The organism is Actinomyces acetigenes (assembly GCF_031296635.1).
GTDB classification, from domain to species: domain Bacteria; phylum Actinomycetota; class Actinomycetes; order Actinomycetales; family Actinomycetaceae; genus Actinomyces; species Actinomyces acetigenes.
Map to the genome: position 1 here is coordinate 67,207 of NZ_JASPFC010000009.1, position 20,793 is coordinate 87,999.

At 66.3% G+C, this 20,793-nt stretch carries 22 protein-coding genes; 3 read left to right on the forward strand and 19 right to left on the reverse strand.

The genetic code is table 11. The annotated features are described in order from the left end of the window. Nucleotides 1-104: 104 nt before the first annotated feature. Nucleotides 105-617 (forward strand): flavodoxin family protein, encoded by a 513-nt coding sequence (locus RIV14_RS05305; RefSeq protein WP_075373174.1) that lies wholly within the window; start codon nt 105-107, stop codon nt 615-617. Nucleotides 618-663: 46 nt separating this feature from the next. Here RIV14_RS05305 and RIV14_RS05310 read toward each other — a convergent pair whose 3' ends face one another. From RIV14_RS05310 to RIV14_RS05330, 5 genes are all read right to left on the reverse strand, one after another. Then, a complete protein-coding gene (locus RIV14_RS05310) occupies nt 664-2,190 on the reverse strand; it encodes a polyamine aminopropyltransferase (RefSeq protein WP_075373175.1) in 1,527 nt (508 codons plus the stop codon). Nucleotides 2,191-2,200: 10 nt separating this feature from the next. Further along, on the reverse strand, nt 2,201-2,446 hold the full coding sequence (locus RIV14_RS05315; RefSeq protein ID WP_075373176.1) for a DUF350 domain-containing protein: 246 nt from the start codon (nt 2,444-2,446) through the stop codon (nt 2,201-2,203). Between the two features lie 51 nt (nt 2,447-2,497). Next, the gene (locus tag RIV14_RS05320) at nt 2,498-3,190 is read right to left on the reverse strand and encodes a hypothetical protein (RefSeq protein WP_256695015.1); all 693 of its coding nucleotides are present in this window, start codon (nt 3,188-3,190) and stop codon (nt 2,498-2,500) included. Nucleotides 3,191-3,264: 74 nt separating this feature from the next. Then, the gene (locus RIV14_RS05325; protein ID WP_075373178.1) at nt 3,265-3,612 is read right to left on the reverse strand and encodes an S-adenosylmethionine decarboxylase family protein; all 348 of its coding nucleotides are present in this window, start codon (nt 3,610-3,612) and stop codon (nt 3,265-3,267) included. A 111-nt stretch (nt 3,613-3,723) separates the two neighbouring features. Next, a complete protein-coding gene (locus tag RIV14_RS05330; protein WP_075370988.1) occupies nt 3,724-4,473 on the reverse strand; it encodes a hypothetical protein in 750 nt (249 codons plus the stop codon). A gap of 191 nt (nt 4,474-4,664) precedes the next feature. On the opposite strand from RIV14_RS05330, the gene RIV14_RS05335 reads away from it, so the two are divergent. Further along, nucleotides 4,665-5,480 carry a MerR family transcriptional regulator gene (locus tag RIV14_RS05335; protein ID WP_075373179.1) on the forward strand — a complete coding sequence of 272 codons (816 nt, stop codon included), beginning with the start codon at nt 4,665-4,667 and terminating at the stop codon, nt 5,478-5,480. Nucleotides 5,481-5,556: 76 nt separating this feature from the next. Further along, nucleotides 5,557-5,952 carry a DUF488 domain-containing protein gene (locus tag RIV14_RS05340; protein ID WP_075373180.1) on the forward strand — a complete coding sequence of 132 codons (396 nt, stop codon included), beginning with the start codon at nt 5,557-5,559 and terminating at the stop codon, nt 5,950-5,952. Between the two features lie 19 nt (nt 5,953-5,971). On the opposite strand, the gene RIV14_RS05345 is transcribed toward RIV14_RS05340, so the two are convergent. The 14 genes from RIV14_RS05345 to RIV14_RS05410 form a co-directional block, all read right to left on the reverse strand. Continuing rightward, nucleotides 5,972-6,367 (reverse strand): metal-sulfur cluster assembly factor, encoded by a 396-nt coding sequence (locus RIV14_RS05345; RefSeq protein WP_075373181.1) that lies wholly within the window; start codon nt 6,365-6,367, stop codon nt 5,972-5,974. Between the two features lie 58 nt (nt 6,368-6,425). Then, entirely contained in the window at nt 6,426-6,902 is a 477-nt protein-coding gene (gene sufU, locus RIV14_RS05350) for a Fe-S cluster assembly sulfur transfer protein SufU (RefSeq protein WP_075373182.1), read from the reverse strand. A 2-nt stretch (nt 6,903-6,904) separates the two neighbouring features. Next, entirely contained in the window at nt 6,905-8,257 is a 1,353-nt protein-coding gene (locus tag RIV14_RS05355) for a SufS family cysteine desulfurase (protein WP_075373183.1), read from the reverse strand. A 161-nt stretch (nt 8,258-8,418) separates the two neighbouring features. After that, a complete protein-coding gene (gene sufC / locus RIV14_RS05360; protein ID WP_075373184.1) occupies nt 8,419-9,168 on the reverse strand; it encodes a Fe-S cluster assembly ATPase SufC in 750 nt (249 codons plus the stop codon). A gap of 68 nt (nt 9,169-9,236) precedes the next feature. Then, entirely contained in the window at nt 9,237-10,496 is a 1,260-nt protein-coding gene (gene sufD / locus RIV14_RS05365) for a Fe-S cluster assembly protein SufD (RefSeq protein ID WP_075373185.1), read from the reverse strand. Between the two features lie 92 nt (nt 10,497-10,588). Then, nucleotides 10,589-12,028, reverse strand: a complete 1,440-nt coding sequence (gene sufB, locus RIV14_RS05370) for a Fe-S cluster assembly protein SufB (RefSeq protein ID WP_075373186.1) — start codon at nt 12,026-12,028, stop codon at nt 10,589-10,591. Next, nucleotides 12,025-12,759 (reverse strand): helix-turn-helix transcriptional regulator, encoded by a 735-nt coding sequence (locus RIV14_RS05375; protein WP_075370996.1) that lies wholly within the window; start codon nt 12,757-12,759, stop codon nt 12,025-12,027. Before RIV14_RS05375 ends, sufB begins: the two co-directional genes overlap by 4 nt. Nucleotides 12,760-13,358: 599 nt before the next feature. Further along, nucleotides 13,359-14,279, reverse strand: a complete 921-nt coding sequence (locus tag RIV14_RS05380) for a glycoside hydrolase family protein (protein ID WP_075373187.1) — start codon at nt 14,277-14,279, stop codon at nt 13,359-13,361. Nucleotides 14,280-14,286: 7 nt separating this feature from the next. Further along, nucleotides 14,287-15,246, reverse strand: a complete 960-nt coding sequence (locus RIV14_RS05385; protein ID WP_075373188.1) for a carbohydrate ABC transporter permease — start codon at nt 15,244-15,246, stop codon at nt 14,287-14,289. Nucleotide 15,247: 1 nt separating this feature from the next. Then, nucleotides 15,248-16,165, reverse strand: a complete 918-nt coding sequence (locus RIV14_RS05390) for a carbohydrate ABC transporter permease (protein ID WP_075373189.1) — start codon at nt 16,163-16,165, stop codon at nt 15,248-15,250. A gap of 114 nt (nt 16,166-16,279) precedes the next feature. Continuing rightward, the gene (locus RIV14_RS05395; RefSeq protein ID WP_081381883.1) at nt 16,280-17,575 is read right to left on the reverse strand and encodes an extracellular solute-binding protein; all 1,296 of its coding nucleotides are present in this window, start codon (nt 17,573-17,575) and stop codon (nt 16,280-16,282) included. Between the two features lie 109 nt (nt 17,576-17,684). Then, nucleotides 17,685-18,689: a LacI family DNA-binding transcriptional regulator gene (locus RIV14_RS05400; protein ID WP_075373190.1), complete on the reverse strand. Its 1,005-nt coding sequence runs from the start codon at nt 18,687-18,689 to the stop codon at nt 17,685-17,687. 165 nt (nt 18,690-18,854) lie between these two features. After that, nucleotides 18,855-19,841, reverse strand: coding sequence for a LacI family DNA-binding transcriptional regulator (locus tag RIV14_RS05405; RefSeq protein WP_075373213.1), 987 nt, complete (start codon nt 19,839-19,841; stop codon nt 18,855-18,857). A gap of 40 nt (nt 19,842-19,881) precedes the next feature. Then, a complete protein-coding gene (locus RIV14_RS05410) occupies nt 19,882-20,793 on the reverse strand; it encodes a carbohydrate ABC transporter permease (protein WP_075373191.1) in 912 nt (303 codons plus the stop codon).

Consider the following 20,793-nt stretch of genomic DNA (forward strand, 5'->3'; position numbering starts at 1 on the left):
GCGGCGGGCCCCGTTTGCGTGTGACGTGGCGTCGCACCCGACAGTGGGCTCATGACACCCCCGTCACCAGCGACATCGCCGGTACGAGTCTTCAGGAGGACACCATGACCGGGAGGGCACTCATCATTGTTGAGTCCTGCTTCGGCAACACCCGGGCCGTCGCCGAGGCCGTCGCCACCGGACTGATTGAGGGCGGCGTCGAGGCCCAGGTCGACGACGTCAATGGGGCTCCGGGCGCCCTGCCGGCAGACCTCGATCTGCTCATCCTGGGAGCTCCCACTCACAACCGGGGCCTGCCGACCGCGGCCACGCGGGCCAAGGCACGTGCGCAGGCGGGACCGGGCAAGGTCTCCCCGGGGGTCGGCGAGTGGCTGAGGACTGCCACGGTCCCGGTCTCCACCGATGTCGTCGCCTTCGACACGGTCATCTCCAAGGGCTGGCTCAGCGGTTCAGCGGCCAAGGCGATCGCCAAGGCGCTGCAGCGTCAACAGGGGAGGCGCACGGCGTTGGTCAGGAGCTTCGTGGTCGCGGCGAGCAAGGGCCCGCTGGCCGCCGGCCAGGAGAGCGACGCCCGCAGCTGGGGACGTGAGCTCGCGGTCTCGGTGGGCAGCAGATAGCGGCGGATCTCTCCGCGACACCTGCACGGACGAATACCTGAATGGTTCAGTAGTAGCGCCACTGCCGCATGTCTTGGTTGTAGACCTCGACGATCCGCGGATGCAGGAGGGTGGAGGGCTCCATGGCCTCGGTATGGGCTGGTTTGGTTCGCATGATGAACTTCAGGGTCTGCCGGTCCTGGTAGGTCAGGCCTTTTGGCAGCGGCTGGCTGATGAGGTTCTGCGGCGTCTTGGTGGACAGGATGAAGCCCCACTCCCCGAAGGAGGGGATGTTGGTGGAGAAGGGCAGGATCTGTCGATCCGGCTGAGCGGCTGCAACGGTGCTGGCCACTGTGGAGAAGGCGTGGGGCGAGAAGAAGGTGGAGGTGGCCTGGGTGACCATGACGCCCTCGGGTGCCAGGCGCGCCTCGATGTTCCGGTAGAACTCGGTGGAGTAGAGCTTGGCGAGCTTCTCGTTGGAGGGGTCGACCAGGTCAATGAGAACGACGTCGTAGGTCGCCTTGGAGTCTTGGACGTAGGTGAAGGCGTCGTCGTTGACGACCTTGACCCTGGGGTCGGACAGGGAGGCGTGGTTGAGGTCCTTGAGCAGGCGGTTGCTCCGCGCCAGCTCGGTGACGTCGGGGTCGATGTCCACAACGGTGATGTCCGTGACGCTGGGGTAGCGCAGGATCTCCCGGGCCAGCAGGCCGTCGCCGCCACCGAGGACGAGGACGTGGGCAGGATCCTTCACCGAGGTCATGGCACTGGCGGACAGGGTCTCGTGGTACCTGGCCTCGTCCAGGCTGGAGAACTGGAGCTGGCCGTTGAGGTACAGGCGCAGGTCGTCCTGATACTGGGTGAGGACGACCTTCTGGTAGGCGGTCTGCTGGTAGTAGACGATCGGGTCGTTGTAGGTCAGCGCCTCCACGCTGCGCTCGATGCGGTTGGCGGCTGCGAACATGGAGACCAGTGCCACGACGGCGGCGGTGGCCGCCCAGAGGATCTTGCGAGGTGTGCGCACCTGGAGCAGGACGAGCAGTGCGACCAGCACGTTGAGGGCCCCGACCAGGTAGGCCCCGCGCATGAGCCCGAGCTGCGGGAGGAGCACCAGGGGGAAGACCAGGGAGGCCACCAATGAGCCGAAGTAGTCGATGGCCATGACCTTGCCGAGCAGCTCACTGGTCGAGCGGCGTCCGAAGGCGGCGAAGGTCCGCACCAGCAGCGGGATCTCCAGGCCGATGAGGATGCCGATGGTCAGGCTGATGCCGCCGAAGACGACCCAGTGCAGTCGGGTGCGCCCGAAGGCCAGGTACAGCAGGAGGACGGAGTTGCCGCCGATGAGGCCCAGGAGCACCTCACTGACGCCGAAGACGACCGCCGGTGCGGTGTGGAAGCGGTTGACCAGCAGCGAGCCGATTCCCATGCCGAACAGGGTGATGCCGGTGGCGAGGCTGAAGCTGAGGACGGAGTCACCCAGGAGGTAGGAGGCGGCCGTGCCCAGGATGAGCTCGTAGATGAGTCCGCCGATCGCGGCAAGCAGAGCAGCAGTGAACAGGGCGACGTTCTCCCGTCGCCCGATTCGGCCGTGGGTCATGGTTCGCCGCTCAGCTCAGGATGGTGGCCGCGATGATGATCGCGATGGCCAGCGCCGTGCCGGCGAAGGCGACCCCCAGGCCGATGTTCTGGTCCTCGATGAGCTCGCGTCTGAGGTCGAGGCGGAAGATGCGGTTGACGAGCAGCGCGAACACCATGAGCAGGACCACTCCGAGTACCGCGTAGACGATGGTGCTCAGCAGTGACTGCCAGTTGAGGTCGACCGATGAGTGGTCGGCGATGGTCATGAGCGACATGTCTTCTCCTTCGTGTGTGACCGTCGAGGGGTTGGGTGAGTGGGCTCCAGGTTATTTTCCGACGCCGCCGCCCCCGCCGCCGTAGACCGAGCGGTTCTGGAAGGAGACGCCGCCTCCTGAGGGGATGAAGCCCCCATCGTCATCAATCAGCTCGGCAAGCACCAGCGCAACGAACATCAGGACGATCCAGAACACGGGGGCCCACTCGCTTCCGCTCGTCCCGGAGATCGCCGCGGGGAACCACCGCCAGAGCCTTCGCACGAAACTGGGTATCCACCACGGTCGGGACACTGGCCTACCGAAGACCTTGTACTGCTGCGAGGAGGACAGGAGGGTTTGGCTATAGACCTCACGGGTTTGGAGGCGATGCGCATCGACCACCATGGTGGAGATCGATCCCTGCGCATCCACCACGCGGAGCTCGGCACACGTCGTCGTGGTAAGAGCGCCATTCGGATGACTGATGGCCCCGGTCTCGTAGTCGATCTCAGCGCGGCGCACGTCCTTGACCTCAACGGTGCACGGCCGGCCACGGACTCTCAGCTTCCGGGTCCAACCAACCTCGAGCGTGAGCGGATCGATCGTCGGCTTAACAGGAACCGGCTCGTGAAGAACAACCTTGTTGGTATCTCGGCGGATCTCCAGCCAGAACTCTTGACCATCGTCGTCGATCAGGCGCCACTGCTCCCACCGGATGAAGCGCCGGCTTCCCTGATCCCGTCGTTTCAGGACAACTCGTCCCATGACGGTGTAGGAGCGGCTCCTCTTCCTCAGGGAACCCCGAAGTGTCTCACCGACTCTCAGATCGCCTCTGATACTCACAGCGTGATCCCCGAGCTGGTTACCTGCTGGGCCCGCAGGCGCCTGCGTACCATCTCCCCCACGGCCTCGATCTGCGCGGAGGACAGCGTACGGCAGCTGGTGAGCGTCACGTAGCCGGTTCCGGACTCGGGCCAGGTGTGGGCGGCGATATGAGACTCGGACAGAATGATGACGGCGCTCAGCCCTTGGGGCTCGAAGCGGTGGTGAGCGCTGGAGACGGCCGTCAGTCCCGCCGTCCGGGCGGCGGTCAGGAGAATCGACTCCATGGTGGACAGATCGTTGAGCGCATGCGGCTCGCCGCCACTGATCTTATAGCTGACAGAACACAGGCTCACCACACTCACGCGAGCACGGTAGCAACGAGGCAGGCAGCCGACAAACGGGGTGAGGTCCCCATCCTCACTCCCCCACCGTCGACAACATATTGAGGGCAGGCCGTCACCGATGGGGCGGGCCTACTTGCCGACTCCGCCTCCGCCGCCCCCGTAGACCGGGCGGTGACGATAGCTCCGCGAGGAGCCCGAGTGCGAGGTGCTGGTGGGATCGGCGTCGCCACTGGAGCGGCTGGGGTTGGAGCACGCGGAGAACAGTCCGCCAACGAGCACGATACTGACGAAGGCGGCGACGACCACGCATCCGATGTTCCGGCCAGTTCTTCCGGCAGCGGATCGGCGGTTGTACAGGACCCGTCCGAAGAGCTGCTTCTGCTGAGCAGTGGACAAGGAGGTCTTGCGGTAGGCCAGGAGGTCACGAAAACGGTGACTGTCGATGGTCAGCCTGCTGGTCACACCGGCCGGGTCCGTCAACCGCACCTCGGCGTAGGTCATGGTCTCGCCGATGTTGAGTGGACACACCGGCGAACCGATGACGTTCTCGAGCGTTCCGGTGGTCACCTCCTCAACCATGCCCCGGTGCAGGACGCCGTCGATCGTCAGCTGCATCATCTGGCCGACGGTCAGGGCCCACGGCTCGATCTTCTCCTGGAGACGAACGGGTTCGTAGAAGAGGACCTCGCCGGGATCGTGATCGACCTCGACCCAGGTGTCGGCGTTGCTGGCTCCGACGAGCTGCCACTCCTCCCAGTAGTAGAAGCAGTGGTCCTGGGAGTCCCACTCCTTAAAGAGCAGGCAGCCTCTGACCGACAGGGCGCCTGCACTGCCCTGGAGCAGGTCACCGACCTGCAGGTTGCCTCGCGTGCCGTTCACCAGGACCCTCCCACCTGCTCAGGGCGAGACGGGGCGCCACTGCCGCCGTCGGTACCTGATCCGCCTGTCATCACGCGGGCACAGTAGCAACGCGGGCATGCCCCGGCAAACGGTTCGCGCTCCCCATGGTTCGTCCCTCACCAAGCGGATCCGAATAGTTCAGGGTTCGGGTGCCGTGTGAGACTGTTTCCATGCGCGTTGCTGAGATCGCCGAGCTGACCGGGACGACCGTGCGCACGGTGCGCTACTACCACTCGCTGGGGCTGCTTCCGGTTCCCGGTGAACGTGGCGGCTGGCGCGACTACGACCTGAGCCACGTCGCCCGGCTCTCCCGGATTCGTTGGCTGGTCCAGGCCGGCGTGTCCCTGGAGACCATCACACGCGTCCTCGACGAGCCCGAGATAACCGACGTCGAGCGGAGCGACGAAGCGCGCGCGGCGGCCGGCTCCGTGGTCGAGGACCTGGCCGGGGCCCTGGCCGCCGTCGAGGATCACCTGGCCGAGGTGACCAGACAGAGGGACATGCTCGCCGGTCTGCTGGAGCGAGCCAGGGCCGGTTCGACTGTCTCACCGATGTCCCCGCGCATGGCGGCCTTCTTCGACCGGCTCGAGCTGGCCGCTGCCGACGAGGCCACCCGCTGCGCCGTGCGCAAGGAGCGCGACCTGACCGACCTGGCCTGCTACCGCGGCCAGATGCCGCCGGAGGCGGAGTTCCTCTTCATGGACCCCGATCCTGACTACGACGCGGAGTCACTGGCCCTCTACGCCCAGGATCCGGCCGAGATGTCGGACGCACAGATCGAGCAGCGCGCCCAGGCCATGATCTCCCGGATGGAGGCCCGGCTGCCGCCTGAGCGCCTTGCAGCCCTGGCCAGCAGTGTCGACACCGAGTCGGTGCGGGGACTCTTCGGCCTCATCGGCGCCACCGGTTACCCCGATGCACGACTCACCCGGGCCTTGGAACGCGAGTTCCTCACCGCGATTGATCGCTGGCGCTCGAGCGAGTAAGCGCCCCTCGAGCACGTCCGGTTCGCTACGAGCCGATGGGACCGCGCCACCAGTTGAGGAGAGTAGCGTCGCAGGCATGAGCCAGCATCTTCCCTCGTCAGACAGCGTGATCCTCAAAGGCATCCGCGAGGAGCCCAGCGCCGAGGACGGAGTACGGGTCCTGGTGGACCGGCTCTGGCCCCGTGGCGTCTCCAAGGAGCGCGCCGCCCTCGACGAGTGGGCCAAGGACGCCACCCCCACGACCGAGCTGCGGCGGGCCTTCCACAGTGGGGACCTGCCCTGGCCCCAGTTCGTCGAGGCCTACCGGGACGAGCTCACCGAGAGGCCCGAGGCGGTCGCCGCCGTCGAGCAGCTGCGTCACGAGGCCCTCACAGGGCGGGTGACGCTCCTGTTCGCCGGTCACGACCACGTCCACTGCCACGCGCGCGTCCTGCGTGAGGCGATCCTCGGTGTCGAGGAGGACCTGACCTGACGGCGGCCTCGACGGGGCCTCAGACGTTGAAGCCCAGGGCGCGCAGCTGCTCGCGGCCCTCAGGGGTGATCTTGTCCGGCCCCCACGGCGGCAGCCACACCCACTGGATGCGGACCTTGTCGGCGATGAAGGACAGGGCCTGCTGAGCCTGCTCCTCGATGACGTCGGTGAGCGGACAGGCGGCGGTGGTCAGGGTCATGTCGAGCACGACGGTCCCGTCAGGCTCGATCGACACCCCGTAGAGCAGCCCGAGGTCGACGACGTTGATACCGAGCTCGGGGTCGATGACGTCTCGCAGGGCCTCCTCAACGGCGGCGACGTCGACTCCCTCGGTGCTGGCGACGGGGGTCGGCGGCTGCTGGGCGGCCATGGGGTTGTCGGCGGCTGCCGGCATCCCGCTGGGGCTGTCACTCATGGCTTCTTCCTTCTTTCTTCTTCCTCGCGGGTCGGACGGTGGCGACAGGACGATCGGGCTACTCGGGGTCGTTCGGCTCAACGGCGGGCAGGGCGACACCGGACTTGGCCAGGGCGTCCTTGAGGGCCATCCATCCCAGCAGGGCGCACTTGACGCGGTTGGGGTACTTCGAGACGCCCTCGAAGGCGGCCCCGTCCTCCAGGTCGTCCAGGACGGCGTCGTCGACGCCCTTGCCGCGCGAGTGCATGAGGGTATCGAAATCCGCCTCGAGGCGGGCCACGGTGGCCAGGTCGGCACCGTTGACGAGGTCGTGCATGACGGAGATGGAGGCCTGGGAGATGGAGCACCCGTCCCCCTCCCAGCCGACGGCCTCGATCTTGCCGTCCTTGACACGCACCCCCAGAGTCACGTCGTCACCACAGGTGGGGTTGACCTGGTGGCTGGTGGCATCCGGGGCCTCCAGGGCGCCGGAGCCGTGGCGCTCACGGGAGTGGTCGAGAATGACTTGCTGGTAGAGCTGGTCGAGTTCGTTCATGCTCACCTCTGGAAGTAGCGTCGGACGTCGGCGATGGCGGACAGGAAGCGGTCCACCTCCTCGGGCGTGGAGCAGGCCCCGAAGGACAGGCGCGAGGAGGCGTGGATGCCGAAGTGCTGGTGGATCGGCTGGGCGCAGTGGTGGCCGGTGCGCACGGCGACGCCGGCGGCGTCGAGAACCTGTCCGACGTCGTGAGGGTGGACTCCCTCAATGGAGAAGGCGACCACACCCAGGCGGTCGGTGGTGTCGGACGGACCGACCAGGCGCAGCCCGGGGACCTGGGTCAGACCCTCAAGCACCTGCCGGGTCAGGACCTGCTCGGTGGCGTGGAGCCGGTCCAGGCCGATCCTGGCCAGGTACTCCACGGCGGTGCGCCATCCCGCGGCCTGCGCCAGCGGCTGGCTACCGGCCTCGAAACGGGACGGGCCACTCATGAAGGTCGACGACTCCATGGTGACGATCTCGATCATGGAGCCGCCGGTGAGTACCGGCGGCATCGCCACCAGGAGCTCCTCGGTGGCCACGAGCGCACCGATGCCGGTGGGGCCGAGCATCTTGTGGCTGGAGAGCACCATGGCGTCCACGCCGGCGGTCTTCAGCGCGCCGAAGTCCAGCGGGAGGTGGGCGGCGGACTGGCAGGTGTCCAGGATGACGAGCGCACCGGCCTGCTGGGCGCGCGGGAGGATGAGGTCGAGCGGGCTGATCGCGCCGGTGACGTTGGAGGCGTGGGTCAGGGCCAGGACGCGGGTGCGCTCGGTGATGACGTCCAAGGTGGCGGCATCGATCCGCCCGTCCTCGGTCAGGTCCAGCCAACGCAGGGTGGCGCCGGTGCGGGCGCACAGCTCCTGCCAGGGCACCAGGTTGGCGTGGTGCTCAGCGCGGGTGACGACCACCTCGTCACCCTGTCCGATGATGAGGCGCCGCGCTGGGTCGTCGCCCGCGGAGGGGCCGCCACCGCGGGCGGCCGACCGGCCCAGGCTGGCGTGCCCGATGGCCAGGGCCACGAGGTTGATGGCCTCGGTGGCGTTCTTGGTGAAGACGAGCTCGCTGCCACGCGCTCCGACGAAGGCGGCGACGGCGTCGCGGGCGTCCTCGAAGGTGGCGGTGGCCTCGTCGGCGAGCTGGTAGGTCGAGCGCCCTGCCGCACCGTTGGAGGTGCGGTAGAAGTCGGCCTCCGTGGTGATGACGCCGGCGGGCTTCTGGCTCGTGGCCGCCCAGTCCAGGTAGGCCAGCACCTCGCCGTTGCGGGCGGGCCGGCCCAGGTAGGGGAAGTCGGCGCGGATCGCGGCGACCTCCTCCGCGTTGAGCGCGCCGGCAGAAGGCGCCCCGGTGAGCGGGGCCGTGGACTGGGTCATGACGTGCCTTTCCGATTCGGTGCGAGCGGTTCCGGGCATGGTCGCCGACGGCGGGGGGCTGAGGTCACGAGGAACCTTAGTTCCCCTTCCTTAGTGCCGGGGCCGGCGACGACGCCTGGATGCGCGGCGCGCCGTCGTCGGCCCTGGCACGGTGAGGGCTGTCAGGCGAGGTAGCGGTCGTAGCCCTCTTCCTCCAGGCGGTCGGCCAGGTCGGGGCCGCCGGCCTCAACCACGCGCCCGTCGACGAAGACGTGGACGTAGTCGGGCTTGATGTAGCGCAGGATGCGCGTGTAGTGGGTGATGAGGAGGAAACCGGCGTCGGACTCGTCATGGAGGCGGTTGACGCCCTCGGAGACGATGCGCAGGGCGTCGACGTCCAGGCCGGAGTCGGTCTCGTCCAGGACGGCGAAGCGGGGCCGGAGCAGCTCCATCTGGAGGATCTCGAAGCGCTTCTTCTCACCGCCGGAGAAGCCGGCGTTGACGTCGCGCTGGGAGAAGGCGGGGTCCATCCGCAGGTTCTTCATGGCCTGGTTGACCTCGCCGACCCACTGGCGCACCTTGGGGGCCTGGCCGTCGATGGAGGTCTTGGCCGTGCGCAGGAAGTTGGCCACGGTGACGCCGGGGACCTCGACGGGGTACTGCATGGCCAGGAAGAGGCCGGCGCGGGCGCGCTCGTCCACGCTCATCTCCAGCAGGTCGACGCCGTCGAGGAGGACCTCGCCGTCGGTGACCTCGTAGTCGGGGTGCCCGGCGATGGAGTAGGCCAGGGTGGACTTGCCCGAGCCGTTGGGACCCATGATGGCGTGGACCTGGTGGGAGTTGATGGTCAGGTCCACGCCCTTGAGGATGGGCTTGGGGCCGTCGTTGGTGGCGACCTGGACGTGGAGGTTCTTGATCTGCAGAGTGCTCATGCGACGTTTCTTTCAGCTGGTTCGTGGTCTGGTTGCGGGTGGGCGGACCGTCGTGCGGGTCCGGCCTGTCACTCGGCTGCCGGCTCGGCGGCGGGGTCCTGGTCAGTGCGGGCGGTGATGAGTCCGGTGAGCTCGAGCTCCTTCTCGATGGCGGCCATGAGGCGCTCCTCGACCTCATCGACACCGATCTCGGCGACGATCTCGTTGAAGAAGCCCAGGACGACGAGGCGGCGGGCCTCGGTCTCGGGGATGCCGCGGGCACGCAGGTAGAACAGCTGCTGGTCGTCGAAGCGGCCGGTGGCGCTGGCGTGGCCGGCCCCTTCGATGTTGCCGTTCTCGATCTCCAGGTTCGGCACGGAGTCGGCCTTGGCCCCCTCGGTGAGGACCAGGTTGCGGTTGAGCTCGTAGGTGTCCGTGCCGCGGGCCGCCTGCCCGATGAGGCAGTCCCCCACCCACACGGCGTGCGCGCCCTCGCCCTGGAGGGCGCCCTTGTAGGTGACGCGTGAGTAGCAGTGGGGCTCTGTGTGGGCCACGTAGGGGCGGTGCTCCTGGTGCTGGCCGGCATCGGTGAAGTAGACGCCGTAGGCGTCGATGTGGCCGCCCTCGCCGGAGAAGCCCAGGTCGGGGCAGATGCGCACGTCTCCGCCGAGGCTGACGACAACGTGCTTGAGGACGCCGCGGCCGCAGACCTTGACCCGGTGGTTGGAGGCGTGGACGGCCTCGTCTTCCCACCCCTGGACGGTCACCAGGGTGAGCTCGGCGCCGTCGGCGACCGTCACCTCGACGCCCTGGGTCAGGGCGGCGGTGCCGGTGTGGTCCAGGACGACGGTTCCCTTGGAGCCTGCTTCGGCGGCGATAAGAATGTGCTGGGCGGTGGGGCGGGCGAGCTGGGCGTCCTGGCCGACGATGTTCAGTCGGGCGGCCCGCTCCAGCTGGGCGCCGGGCTCCAGGGTCAGCATGGTGGCGGTCTCGGTGCCGTTCCAGGCGGTGATGCCGGTGCGGTCGACCGGGGCACCCACGGTGCCGATGCGGGCGTCGCTGCGCGCGACGGTCTCAAGGCTCGCGCCGTCGGGCAGGTCCGCTTCGATACGTACACCGGCATCGCCCTGGCCGGCGGTGGCCTCACGGATGGCGTCGAGGTCGAACAGCGGGGCGAAGCGCTTCATCGGCGTGAAGCGCCACTCCTCCTCGCGGCCTCGCGGCACCGGGATGTCGGCGGGGTCGAAGGAGGTGGGGCGGTCGGCGCGAGAGGAGACGTAGCGCGGACCGCCGTGGGAGTGGGCGCCGTCGAGCGTGGCGCTCGAGTGGTCGGTGGAGAGTTCAGGCATGTGGAGGTGCTCCTTGGCCGGCAGCAGGCCGGTGTGATGAGGTGTAGGTCGAAGGCTGAGTGGGCTGACGAGGGAGGATCCGCTGCGGTGGGTCAGCCCACCGAGTTCTCCATCTGCAGCTCGATGAGCCGGTTGAGCTCGAGGGCGTACTCCATGGGCAGCTCCCGGGCGATGGGCTCGACGAAGCCGCGCACGATCGTGGCCATGGCCTCGGTCTCGGTCAGCCCGCGCTGCATGAGGTAGAAGAGCTGGTCGGCGCTCACCTTGGAGACGGTGGCCTCGTGGCCCATCTCGACGTCGTCGGTGCGCACGTCGACGTAGGGGTAGGTGTCCGAGCGGGAGATCTCATCGACCAGGAGCGCGTCGCACAGCACGTTGGACTTGGAGTGCCGGGCGTTCTTCATGATCTGCACCAGTCCGCGGTAGGCGCTGCGGCCACCGTGGCGGGCGATCGACTTGGAGACGATGTGGCTGGAGGTGTGGGGCGCCATGTGGACCATCTTGGCGCCGGTGTCCTGGTGCTGGTCCGCGCCGGCGAAGGCGATGGACAGGGCCTCGCCACGGGCGTGGGGGCCCATGAGGAAGACGGCCGGGTACTTCATGTTCCGCTTGGAGCCGATGTTGCCGTCGATCCACTCCATGGTGGCGCCCTCCTCGCAGGTAGCGCGCTGGGTCACCAGGTTGTAGACGTTGTTGGACCAGTTCTGGATGGTCGTGTAGCGCACGCGGGCGTTCTTCTTGACCACGATCTCCACGATCGCCGAGTGCAGGGAGTCGGTGGAGTAGATGGGGGCGGTGCAGCCCTCGACGTAGTGGACGTAGGAGTCCTCGTCGGCGATGATGAGCGTGCGCTCGAACTGGCCCATGTTCTCCGTGTTGATACGGAAGTAGGCCTGGAGCGGGATCTCGACGTGGACGCCCTTGGGGACGTAGATGAAGGAGCCCCCGGACCACACGGCCGTGTTGAGGGCGGCGAACTTGTTGTCGCCGGCGGGCACCACGGTCCCGAAGTACTCCTTGACGAGCTCGGGGTACTCGCGCACGGCGGTGTCGGTGTCCACGAAGATGACGCCCTGCTCCTCCAGGTCGCCGCGGATCTGGTGGTAGACGACCTCCGACTCGTACTGGGCGGCCACGCCCGCCACCAGGCGCTCGCGCTCGGCCTCGGGGATGCCGATGCGGTCGTAGGTGTTCTTGATGTCCTCGGGAAGGTCGTCCCAGGAGTTGGCCGGCCGGTCCGTGGAGCGCACGTAGTACTTGACGGCATCCATGTCGAGCTGGGAGAGGTCCACGCCCCAGGTGGGCATGGGTTTGCGCTCGAAGGTGGAGTAGGCCTTGAGACGCTTGGCCAGCATCCACTCCGGCTCGCCCTTGATGGAGGAGATCTCGCGGACCACCTGCTCATCAAGGCCTCGTTTGGCCTTCTCACCGGCCTCGTCGGAGTCATGCCATCCGAAGTCGTAGCTCGTCGAGATCGAGTCGATGATCTCGTCGTCGGTGCTACGCGTGGTCTCGGTTGTCGGCAGTGTCATCGGGTTCCTTCCATTCGCTTGGTCTCAAGGCCTCGCGTCTTAGCCGCCGCCCGGACCGCGCGCTTGCGCAGCGCGGGCATGGCGATCGGAATGTGGGTGGTACAGACGTGCTCGCCTCCGGCCAGGGTGGCCAGACGCTGGACCGGGACGCCGACCAGCCGGGAGATGGCCTGGGTCTCGGCGTCGCACAGCTCGTGGAACTCCCCGGCCACGTCGCGTACCGGGCAGTTGCCTTGACACAGCTGGACGGCGAAGGACCCGTCTCCGACGTCGCGCACCGAGGCCGCGTAACCGTCAAGAGTCAGGGCGTCCGCCAGGGCGCGGGCCCGCTCCGAGGGGTCCTTGCCGGCCGCCTCGACGACGGTGGCGTAGCGGCGCTCGAGGTCACGGCCCCTGGCCGCAGCGAAGGAGTCGACAGCCTTGTCACCGGCCACCTGGGACAGGTAGCGCAGGGCGCGGTTGGCCAGGTCGGAGTAGCCCTCCGCGAAGGAGGTGCGGGCCTTGGACGTCAGGACGTAGTGCCGGGCCGGGCGACCGCGCCCACGCTTACCCGTCTGGGCCGGAGTGTGAACCTCGATCTGCTCAGCGTCCTCAAGGGCCGTGATGTGCCTGCGCACGGCGGCCGGCGTCAGGCTGAGGACCTTGGCGAGCTGCGCCGCCGACACCGGACCCTTCTCAGCGATGAGGTCAAGAACGCGCGCCCGGGTAGAGTCCTCGTCGCTCTGCGCCATGACTGTTCTCCTCCCCTAGTCGCTGACGACGTCTCACGGCCTGATCCCGTTGCGGCCGGTTCGACCACGTCCTTGTTTGCCAAGTCGGCCAAGCCGACCGAGCCGGACAGCCCTCAGACAGACCCCAGGGTCGACCTGCGAGGCGTCCCTGGCCGTCGTGCCACGAGTTTAACCAAGATCTTGCTTTCCGAATTCAACACTGGCAAGTTCACGACGGAGCGCCGCAGGGTGGGATTGAACACGTTACCCGATGAAAGGCGGATCTCACTTAGGGGCGCCTAACTAGTTGTCGGTCAGGACGTCCGGCCGCTCACATCGAGGACTGCGTTTTCCATCCAGAACGTACTTCTCCCGCAGACGACTGGGGTCAGATCCCAGTCGTCTGCGGGAAGGCGCAGTTCTCGACTGACAGGTACGTTCCCGACCGCAGCCGGCGCGGCCCGACGTTGGCGTGGAGGCCGCTTTGAGCAGCCTGATCCCGACAGAAACGCCCCGTCGCCTGCCTCGCCACCCGGCACAGGGCAGTGAGCTAGGGACGTGCCCAGTCCTGGGCTGGCACCCCGATCGCTCGTTGTCCAGGCAACCGACGACGTAACCCTCTAGTGCCCATCTCTCGGCAAAAGCTCGATGTCCTCCCATGGCAGCAGGTCCGGAGCCGCTCCGACGAACTCACCATGGACGATGTTCTCGAAGCCCGTGAAAACCCACGCTCCGTCGCGCAGCTGAAGCAGCTGACCGGCGTAGAGGTGCTCTGGGCGCACGTACCTGGCGCCATCAATGTCCCAAGGCCCCAGCGCCCCCTCCCCCTCGGCGACCCACACCCCGCCGGGGCCGGGTTCGGCCTTCATGTCGTCACCGCAGGAGAAGATGAGGAGATGGTGGCCGTCAACGCTTCTGCTCTGGGAAACCTCCAGCTGTCCGAAAACCGACGGGCTGGTCAGCGGCGGCCCGATCCGCCAGTGATCCAGGTCATCGGAGACGGCATGACCGATGACGCCGGCACGGTAGTTCTCGGCACCCCTTGCTCGTGCGGTGATGAGCATGTGCCACCTGCCGTCGTGCTCGAAGACGAAGGGGTCCCTCCAGTGCTCGGCACCGGAGGCGTCCGTCTCCTTCTTTTCGTACCACCTGGCATCCGCCTCCAGCGGCTCGCTGCAGGAGCGTCTGAAGATCACGCCGTCGTTGGAGTCGGCCCAGCCGATACGCTGCACCAGGCCGTCCTCCGCTCGAGAGATACCGGTGTAGAAGACCCTCAACGTGCCATCGGGTCTGATGATGGTGGAGCCGGTCCAGATGGCCTTGTCGTCGAAGGCCGGGCCGTCGGAGTGGACCAGGGCGTCGGGCAGCAGCCTCCAGCTGCGCGCGTCGTCGGAGACGGCGTGGCCCATGGAGGCGCGGAAGTGCCGCCGCTCCGGATCGTGCAGCGCGCGTGACGCCCTGAGGAAGAAGAGGTGGTAACGCTCACCATCGTCACAGATCCAGTGGTCCCACAGCCAGTGGTCGGAAAGCCGCAAAGACATGATTCGCTCACCCCTTTACCGCTGTGCCCGCCAGGGACGCCACGAAGGAGCGCTGGAACAGCACGAAGATGATGAGGACGGGCAGAGTGATGAGCGTGCCGTAGGCCATGATCTGACCCCAGACCGGGTTGAGTTGGAAGAAGTACTGCATACCGACGCTCGCGGGCCGCATCGACTCCTCCTGGATGACCATGAGCGGCCACAGGTAGGAGTTCCAGGCGGGCAGCATCGTGATGATGGCGACCGTGGCGAAGGTCGGACCGGACAGGGGCACGACGATCCGTGAGTAGATCGTCCACCAGGACGCGCCATCGACGCGGGCCGCCTCGTCGATCTCCTTCGGGATGTCACCGAAGTGCTGAGCGAACAGGAAGATGGACAGGGCGTTGGCGATAAAGGGCAGGATCTGCACCTGGTAGGTGTTGAGCATCCCCTGCTTAACGAGGAACCCGTCGACCACCCACTGCACTGAGGGCAGCTTGGCGACCCAGTACACGAGCGGCACGGCGATGGTCTCGAAGGGAACCATCAGGGTGGCCAGGACGAGTGAGAGCACGATGTTCTTACCCTTCCAGCGCATGCGGGAGATCGCGAATCCGATCATCGAGTTGACGATGAGACCGAGCACGACGATCGCAACCGTGACAACGAGCGAGTTCGTGATGAACCGCGCCGCAGGAACTCGCTCGAAGACGCCGGAGTAGTTGTTCAGTGACAGGTGCCCGGTCGGCAGGAACGCCTTGAGGGAGCCGAGGTCGGCGAAGATCTGCTGGTCGTCCTTGAAGGAGGAGAAGACCATGAAGAGCAGGGGGAAGACGGCGACGCACGAGGCGACGACGAGGCCGAGATAGGTCAGGACCCTGGATCGCCTCCTGGTGGCGGCACGACCACGGCGGCGCGGGTCCCCATGGGCGGAATGACGTGCGTCAACGGACGCGGTCGAGGCGGCGGTTGTCTCAGCGGCCATGTCAGTCCTTCTCCCTGGTGAGCCGGCGCTGGATGAGGCTGATGAGCAGGACGGCGATGAAGAAGATGAGCGAGATGGCGCTGCCGTATCCCATGTCCTGCTCGCGGTAGCCCTTGCGCACCGCGTGGTAGACGATCGTCGAGGTGGCGTCCTGGGGACCGCCGGAGGTCATGACGTCGACCTGGACGAACAGGCCCAGCGCGGCGATCGTGATGGTGACGAGGATGAAGACCATTGTCGAGTGCAGGCCCGGCCAGGTTATGTAGCGGAAGCGCTGCCATCCGTTGACGCCGTCGAGGTCGGCGGCCTCGTAGAGAACCGGGTCGATCATCTGCAGCCCGGAGAGCCAGATGATCATGTGGAAGCCGACTGCCTGCCAGATGGACAGCAGGATGATTGCCGGCATCGCGGTGCCGGGGTTGCTGAGCCACGCGACGGCGGTCCACCCGCCCCCGGTGACGGTGTTGAGCATCGAGTTGAACAGTCCGTTGTCCTGGTAGAAGAAGCTCCACAGGATGGAGACGACGACCATCGAGGTCACCACCGGCATGAAGATCATCGTGCGGAAGGCCGTGACGCCCTTGACCTTCTGGTTGACGAGGATCGCCAGCGCCAGGGCGAGACCGGACTGGCAGGGCACGACGATAAGCGCGAAGAAGGCCGTGTTCGTCAGGGACCGGATGAAAGTCGGGTCGTCGGTGAAGGCCCGGACGAAGTTCTCGATCCCAATGAACTGCGGCGGGTTGGGCGAGATGAGGCGGGTGTTGGTGAAGGACAGAATGAAGGTGAGCAGAATCGGGATGCCCATGAAGAGCAGGAGGAGCACAAGTGCCGGCGAGCTCATGAGCCACGCCGTCCGCGCCTCCCGGCGCAGCGCGGCGCTCCTGCCGCGACGCCTCGTGATGGTGGGGGCTGCCATGTCGGTTCCATTCCCGGCGGGACGCTCGCGCGCCCCGCCGGATCGATGCTGATGTGGAAAGGTGGTACGGCTACTGTCCGGCCGTACGATCAGGGGCCCAGTAAGCCACTCGGCTCACTTGGCCTTGTATCCGTCATTCGACTTGATGTCGGCATTGATGTCCTTGACCGCCTGGTCGAGGGTCGACTTGACATCGGAGCCGGAGACGATGTCACGGGCGGCCTTGTCGAAGATCGAGGAGATGACCTTGTAGCCGGGCGTCGCAGGGCGCAGGAGGGCGTACTTCTTGCCGATCTCGTAGACGGGCTCCAGCGGCTTGCCCTCGCCGTAGTACTTCGTCTTCGGGGTGGCGGACTCGATCGACGGGAAAGTGCCGATCGCGTCCGAGTACTGGACGAGGTACTTGTCCTGCATGAGGAACTCGATGAACTTGTTCGCAGCCGCGGCGTTCTTCGAGGAGGACGACACACCCCACTGCCAGGAGCCGCCTCCCACGTGCGCTCCCGCGCCGAAGTCGACGGGCGGGAGGATGAGGACATCGTCGGCCCCGAACATCTCCTGGGCCTTGAGGACCTTCCATCCTCCTGTGTACACCAGTGGCACCTTGCCCTGTAGGAAGTCCTGACCGTCCTTGGCCGGGGTCTGCGAGGCGTAGTTGGAGGTGAACAACGAGCGGAACCAGGTACCCCACTCGACGGCCTTGTCCGAGTTGAGGAAGCCTTCGGCGGTCCCGTAGGTCTTGCGGTCGATGAGGTCTCCGCCGAAGGACTGGAGCAAGGGGGCGTAGGCGTAGGGCCACCACTCGGCGGTGTCCCACACGGACATGTCGATGGCGTGCTCGAAGCCGTCGAGCTTGGAGAGCTTGTCGAGGGCGTCCATGAACTCGTCCTTCGTCCACGGCTTGTCGATCGTGGGGACGGCGACACCGGCCTGGTCGAAGGCGGACTTGCGGCCGAGGAAGCACAGCGAGGTGTCGTAAGGGCCGACGGAGTAGAGCTTGTCGTTCCAGACTCCCTTTGCCGAGTCGATGACCTTGTCCTGGAGATCCTGGGAGATCGTCAACGGCGAGAGGTACCCGGCCCAGGCCCAGTTCGGCATGATCGGGCCGTCGAGGTCAAGGATGTCGGGCAGGTTGCCGGAGACGGCCGCGGAGGCGATGGCGTCGTTGTAGGACTCCTGCGGGAAGGACTTCACCGTGACCTGGGTGTCGGGGTTGGCGGCGTTGAAGTCCTTGACCGCGCTGTTGACGACATCGAGCTCCTCCTTGTTGCCCCCGTTGTGGGTCCACAGCGTGATGCCGCCGGCGGCGGAGCCGGAGCCCTTGCCGGACTGGGAGGAGCAGGCGGCGAGCGTGGCCGCGGCGGCGGCGGCTCCACCGACGGCGAGGAACGAGCGACGGGTGGTCATCATGATGGCACTCCTTTGTGTGTCAGCGTGACTGCTGGGTTGGGGATCTTTCTCCACCCGTTGGGCGGAGAGCTGGTGGGTCGACTTCGTAGCGACGGGCCCGAGCCGCGGCTCAGAAGGCGGGCGGCGCCGTGGAGGCGCGCTGGATGAGGGGGCAGGGGAAACGAGTGACGTCCGGTAGCCCGGCGGCATGTCCCGCGGCGAGCTCACGGGTGAGCCACTCGGCCATCTCCCAGTGCGGCAGTCGCATTGTGGTCAGTCGGGGATCGAGGTTCGTGGAGATGAGGGCGAGGTCGTCGAAGCCGATGACGGAGAGGTCCGTGGGGATGGAGATCCCCAGGCGCGCCGCCTGTCGGAAGACACCAGCGGCGAGGGCGTCGTTGTAGCAGAAGACGGCGGTGGGGCGCTCGGACCGGTCAAGGAGCCGGCCGGCGACGGCGTCGACGCTGTCCGGATCAAGCTCACCGACGACGACGAGTGACTCGTCGACTGCGATCCCGGCCTCCCGGAGGCTGTCTCGGTAGGAGTCGGAGCGCTCGCGCACCGCAATGCTTCCGGTGTCGTCGTGCCCGAGGTAGCCGATGCGGCGGTGGCCCAGGCCGATGAGGTGGGCGACGGCGTCGTGGGCGCCTTGGCGCTCGTCAGGGACAACGCCGGGCACCCCGGGACGGTCGGCAACGCCGTTGAGTACGACGACGTCCTCGATCTGCTCGGGTACGGAGACGACGCGGTGGTACATGGAGGCGATGACCACCTGGTTCACTCGCCGGGCGACCATCTCGCGGACGGCCTCCTCCGCGGCGACACCATCGCGTCCTGCGTCGGTGAGGAGGACCGACCACCCGAGGTCCTGACTGGTGGACAGGACGGAGTCGATCATCGAGACGGCGTAGGGGGTGGACAGGACGCGCTCGCCGATGACCCCTATCGTCTGCGTCCGGCCGTTGCGCATGCCGCCGGCAATGGCGTCGCGGACGTAGCCGAGCTCGTCAGCGGCCACACGAACACGCTCAGCCTTGCGCTCACTCACGCGCCCCTCGAACTTGCCGGAGAGCACGAGGGAAGCCGCGGCCTTGGAGACGCCGGCAGCCGCAGCGACGTCGGCAAGGGTCGTCATCGTCCCTCTCCCCTTCCTGATGGGAGGTCCGGCCCCGGTGCCGGACACGAGAGAATCATGACCTCAACCACACTCACACGTCAACCGGTTAACCGCATTGAGTCGAGGCGATTAATCGGTTGATGCTCCGGGACGTCGTCCGGCGCACGGGTACCAGACTCTGTACTAGATGGCGAGAACAGATGCTCTTGCGACAGGCGGGCATGAGATCTTGAGCTGGTTGTGGCCGGGAACCTCCTCGACGCCGAGGAGCGCACGCACGCCCGCGGCACCCAGCTCGTAGTGCGGCAGTGCCACCGTAGACAGGGGCGGATGAAGATGCGCCGCAATAACCTCTTGATTGTCAAAACCTACGACCGAGACGTCATCCGGAACCGTCGCTCCCCGATCTCTCAGTGCGTCGTACAGGCCCATCGCGACACGGTCGTTATGACAGCACACGCCGGTGGCCCCAGAGGCGAGCACCCTCGACCCAGCATCGAAACCGCCCTCCTGATCCGGCTGTACGTCCCACACGAGAGCCGGGTCGACCCTGATCCCGGCAGCTTCCAGGGCGGCACGGTAGCCGGCGAGCCGGCCGATTCGCGCAGGCGAGTCGATCATCGTGTTGATGAAGGCGATGCGACGATGCCCCTGTGTCAGAAGCATCTGCGCGGCAGCCTTACCGCCCTCAAACTCATCCGGGACGACACTCGGCAAGTGACCGGCTTCGTCATAGCAATTGACTAGGACCGACTCCGTCTCATCCAGAGCCTCGGGAGGAACCACGCCTCTGTGGTACCAACGGGAATAGAGAATGCCGCGGACGTTGTACTGCAGCATCATCGACATCGCACGGCTCTCCGCCTCCGCGTTATTCTCCGTGTTGGCGACGAGAAGAATATGACCATGCCGCCACGCCTCCTCCTGGGCGCCGTGGACAATCTGACCGGCGAACGGGGTTGAGGCGATGGAGTCGGCGACGAGCCCGATGAAGGGGCTGCCGCCCTTGACCAAGGTCTTCGCCAGCACGTTCGGGCGATACCCCAGTCTCTCAACCGCGTCCAGGACCCGCCGCCTGGCTTCCGTGCCGATCCGTACACCCGGCTTGTCGTTGACGACGTGAGACACCGTCGTTACAGAAACCCCGGCCTCCTGCGCCACTTGCTTCATCGTGACACGAGAGTCACGCCCGCTCGCCAGATGCACTGGCTCACCCCTTCGTCGAACCGTTCTCAAGCCCGTATATCATAGCCTTACTCAGCACAAGGAACATGAGCAAGAGGGGAGTAACGGTCACGGCGACGGCGGCGAAGGTCGCCGTCCAGTCCGTCTTCCCCATGTTGCCGATGTAGTTCTGCAGTCCGAGCGGAATCGTCTTAAGGCCCTCAGTAAGGACGAATGTGTTGGCGAAAACGAACTCATTCCAGATGAAGATCGCGTTGACCATGACCACGGTGACGACCGTATTGAGAGACATGGGCAAGGTGATTCTGGTGAAGATCCTGTAGGGACCCGCACCATCGATCGAGGCTGCTTCGTAGATCGACTTAGGGATGTAGCTGAAGAACGAAACGAACAGGAACAGCGACATCGGGAGGGCGAATCCGGCCAGCGGGATGATGATCGCGATATGGGTATCCAGAAGGCCTATCTTCGAGTAGCCGACGAACAGTGGTACGAGAGCGATCTGCACGGGGACGACGATCCCCATGAGGAACAGTGAGCGAACAATTCCGGCCCCCCTGAAGCCTAGCACCTGAATGGCGTAGGCCCCCATCATTCCGCACACCACGATGAGAAGGCAAGCTCCGATCGTCACGATCGCGGAATTGAGAATGTATGTCAGAACGTCACCTTGCTCGAACGCCCTGAAAAAGTTCTCCAGAGTGAACGACGAGGGGATGCCGAACGGATTGTTCGCTGCGAAGTCCTCGGGCGAGCGAACTGATGTGAGGATCAGCCACATGAACGGGTAGACCTGGATGAGCAGGACTAGTCCGAGCAGCACCCTATGAATGATCTGCACCTTGCGCAAGCGCTTGCGCCGCCTGGGAGCCGGCATCTGCGGATCAGGGACGAACAGCGGCTTGGGAACGCTCGGTGTTGCGACAGGAACAGTCAT